Genomic DNA, 3,546 nt, shown 5'->3' with positions numbered 1-3,546 from the left:
AGAGCGACAGCCTACCTCTGACTGCCGCCAATCTTTGCAACAGAGCCCAGCCCGGCATCCCGCGCGTCCGGTTGTGGCGCGACGCGCTGGAGCGTAGCGGCCGCGATGCCGCCGCGCTCGATCGCGCGTTCGACGGTTCCGACAAATATGTCGTCCCGACCCATGGCACCCAGACCGGCACCATGCAGCCGCTGCGCGCCATTTATGCCCTCGCGAGCGAGGTCGACGACGTCGCGATCCGTCCGCAAACGGGCCAGTTCGCCATAAGGACCCTCGTCACCAACACCTATCGTGCCAGATATATCGCGCTGGTCGGCGACCCGCGGGCGCACTTTGCGGCGTGCCTCGATCTCGTGCGCGCCGTTCCCGTTTACGAGTTGGCCCGCCCCTGGGACCCGGCGCGCATCATGGAAACCGTCGACCGGATCGAAGCGCATCTCACGGTCTAGAGCGGTTTCGATGGAAACATCTGCCGACTCGGAAATCGCAGTAAAACAACAATCTAGAGCGGCGTGCGAAGCTTGCGCGCGCCATCGCGACGGGATGTTTCATCCGTCGCGTCGAAGGGAAAAATAGCTGACGCCGGACGGCATCTTCCCCGCCGGCCGGGCCAGTCCTACCCCGCCGACACAGCGACGACCTTGGGCCGACCCTCCGCCTTGATCTCGCTTTCGAGCGCCCGGCGGACCATCACCGCGGCGCGGTCGGTGCCGAGGATCGCGGGGCGCAGCGACCAGAACTCCTCACCGTCCATCGACCGTTCGATCGCTTCCAGCATCCATTTGTCCTCGCCGGTGAAGATCGCGGCTGTGGTGGCGCGGATCTGCTCGCTCAGCTCGGCGTCGTCCTCACGGAAATTGCGGACCGTCGCCCAGAAATAATGGGCGCTCGTCTCGGTCTCGGGCGTGATCATGTGCGCGCCGCGAACCCGCAGCCCATCCTCCCGGTCGCCGCCGACCGCGACGACGCCGCCCTCGACGCTGAGCAGCCCGGCCGCCTGCCAGCGCGACGCCACCCAGTGATCGACCGGATCGTCATGATTGCCCAGGAAGACGCCGAACAGGAAGGACGGCTTGCTGTCCGGCGCCCAGCTCTCGACGCGGATGACGTCCTCCTCGCGCCAGACCCGGGGGACCGCGCGGATCAGGGCCTCGCTGGCGAGGGCCGAGTCGTGCAGCACCGCCACATGTGCGGGGTCCATCAGATTGTCGATCACCAGCCGGTAATCGCAGTCGAGATGCAGGTGGCCGCGCGGAAGCAGGTCGAGTTCGACATCGTCGAGATAACCATATTCGCCGCCCGCGATATCGTCGGTCGCCAGGGCGGGATCGCCCATCCAGGCCCAGATCAGCTTGTGCCGCTCGCGCGCGGGAAAGGTCGGCGTGGCGACGTCGGGAACGACGCCGTCGCCATGCGGATTGTGGACGCAGCGGCCGTCGGGCCCGAAATGCAGACCGTGATAGGGGCACTGGATGGCGTCACCGATCCGCTTGCCCAGGCTGAGCGGGGCGAAACGGTGCGGGCAGCGGTTCAGGATCGCGCGCGGCTGCCCCTCCCCGTCGCGGAACAGCGCCAGCTCGCGTCCGAGGACCTTCCGCGTGACGATCCCGTCCGTCACCTCGTCGCACCAGGCGACCGCGTACCAGGCATTCTGGAGAAACATGGCGGTATTTCCTCCTTGTTGAGTTGCACTGAGAAGTGACCCGGGATTTTCATTGAGAAGTGACCCGGGTGGGCGTGGATGATGTACTGCCTGCGACGAGCAGGGTCAAGCGGGTGATTTGTCCTTTCTGGATTTTGGGGCGGCGGAACTGGCTCTGAAGCGGAAGCTGTCATTGCCGGTTTCAAGGATATGGCAATGATGCGTGAGGCGATCCAGCAGGGCGGTGGTCATTTTGGCATCGCCAAAGATACTGGACCACTCGCTGAAGCTCAGGTTGGTGGTGATAACAACGCTGGTCCGCTCATAGAGTTTGCTGAGCAGATGGAACAGCATGGCCCCGCCTGAAGGGCTGAAGGGTAGATATCCCAGCTCATCAAGGATGACGAGGTCGAGGCGCAACAGACGCTCGGCCAACTGGCCCGCTCTGTTTGCGGCCTTTTCCTGCTCCAACGCATTGACCAGATCGACGGTGGAGAAGAAGCGGATCTTTTTGCGGTGATGCTCAACCGCCTGGACGCCCAAAGCCGTCGCGATGTGGCTTTTGCCGGTGCCTGGTCCGCCGATCAGTACGACGTTGTCGGCGCTATCCATAAAGTCACCACGGTGAAGTTGACGCACGAGCGCCTCGTTGACCTCACTGACGGCAAAGTCGAAGCCTGCCAGATCCTTGTAGGCCGGGAACCGGGCTGCCTTGATCTGGTAAGCAATGGACCTGACCTCCCGCTCGGACATCTCCGCCTTGAGAAGCTGTGAGAGGATCGGAACGGCAGCATCAAAGGCTGGCGCGCCCTGCTCGATCAGATCACCAGCGGCTTGCGCCATGCCATACATTTTGAGGCCACGTAGCATGACAACCACAGCGGCGCTGGCCGGATCATGACGCATGGCGTAACGCCCTCAGCGTGTCGTAGCGTTCGACATCGGCAACAGGCTCCTGGGCGAGGCGCAGGGCCTGCGGGGCATCGATTGGGGATGCCGGTGGAGCCTTGCCATCGATCAGGCGGTGCAGAACATTGAGGATGTGGGTTTTGGTCGGCACCCCAGCTTCGAGGGCCAGTTCGACGGCGCTGAGCACAGCCTGTTCGTTATGCTGTAGAACAAGGGCGAGGATTTCGACCATCTCCCTGTCACCACCGAGCCGCTTGAGCAGATGCCCCTGCAGTTGCCGGAAGGCTTCGGGCATTTCGAGGAATGGCGCCCCATTGCGCAAAGCGCCAGGCTTGCGCTGAACAACTGCCAGATAGTGCCGCCAGTCATAGATCGTCTGCCCCGGCTTCTGGTGAGAACGGTCGATAATCCGGTTGTGCTCGCACAAGATTTGCCCCTCGGCCGCGATGACCAACCGATCAGGATAGACCCGCAGGCTCACTGGCCGGTTCGCAAAGGATGCAGGAACGCTATAGCGATTGCGCTCGAACGCGATCAGGCAGGTCGGCGACACGCGCTTGGTATGTTCGACAAAGCCATCGAAGGCCCGCCCCATCGGCATCAGGCTGATAATCTCAACGGCGTGCACATCGGCAACTGTGCCGGGGAGGACGCCATGCTGGATTTCTCCCCATTGTGCGATGCACCGCTCTTCCAACCAGGCATTGAGGGCATCAAGATCTGGGAAGTTGGGCATTGGCTGCCATAACCGTCGACGCGCATCCTGAACGTTTTTCTCGACCTGACCTTTCTCCCAGCCTGAGGCCGGATTGCAAAAATCCGTTTCGAACAGGTAGTGGCTGGCCATGGCAGCGAACCGCGCATTGACCTGTCGGACTTTGCCCTGGCCGATCCGGTCTACAGCCGTCTTCATATTGTCGAATATTCCACGCTGAGGCACGCCGCCCGGCTCTGTTGCAAAAATCGTGAAGCTTGAGCATGCTTGGCGGAGATTG

Annotated in this window: 3 protein-coding genes and 1 pseudogene; 1 reads left to right on the top strand and 3 read right to left on the bottom strand. The window is 62.7% G+C overall.

The window, feature by feature from the left end; genetic code table 11:
* A partial coding sequence (locus ET21_RS28045; protein WP_162180715.1) for a hypothetical protein occupies window positions 1-449 on the top strand: 449 nt, incomplete at its 5' end.
* Between the two features lie 167 nt (window positions 450-616).
* On the opposite strand, the gene ET21_RS0118720 is transcribed toward ET21_RS28045, so the two are convergent.
* The 3 genes and pseudogenes from ET21_RS0118720 to istA form a co-directional block, all read right to left on the bottom strand.
* Window positions 617-1,663, bottom strand: coding sequence for an aromatic ring-hydroxylating dioxygenase subunit alpha (locus tag ET21_RS0118720; protein WP_051768226.1), 1,047 nt, complete (start codon window positions 1,661-1,663; stop codon window positions 617-619).
* A gap of 105 nt (window positions 1,664-1,768) precedes the next feature.
* Complete coding sequence (gene istB, locus ET21_RS0118715) at window positions 1,769-2,548, bottom strand: IS21-like element ISRsp3 family helper ATPase IstB (protein ID WP_006955904.1); 780 nt, start codon at window positions 2,546-2,548, stop codon at window positions 1,769-1,771.
* Window positions 2,538-3,546: pseudogene (gene istA, locus ET21_RS0118710) on the bottom strand (IS21-like element ISRsp3 family transposase); the annotation flags it as partial. The gene istB and the pseudogene istA, both read right to left, overlap by 11 nt.

The sequence above is a fragment of the Sphingobium sp. DC-2 genome (assembly GCF_000722555.1).
Lineage (GTDB): Bacteria > Pseudomonadota > Alphaproteobacteria > Sphingomonadales > Sphingomonadaceae > Sphingobium > Sphingobium quisquiliarum.
The sequence above is the reverse complement of the archived record's forward strand: the minus strand, read 5'-3'. Positions and strand labels throughout refer to the sequence as shown.

Excerpts from the sequence above, each read along its gene's own strand:
- ET21_RS0118720 (WP_051768226.1), bottom strand. The coding sequence starts at position 1,663 with ATGTTTCTCCAGAATGCCTGGTACGCGGTCGCCTGGTGCGACGAGGTG.
- istB (WP_006955904.1), bottom strand. The coding sequence starts at position 2,548 with ATGCGTCATGATCCGGCCAGCGCCGCTGTGGTTGTCATGCTACGTGGC.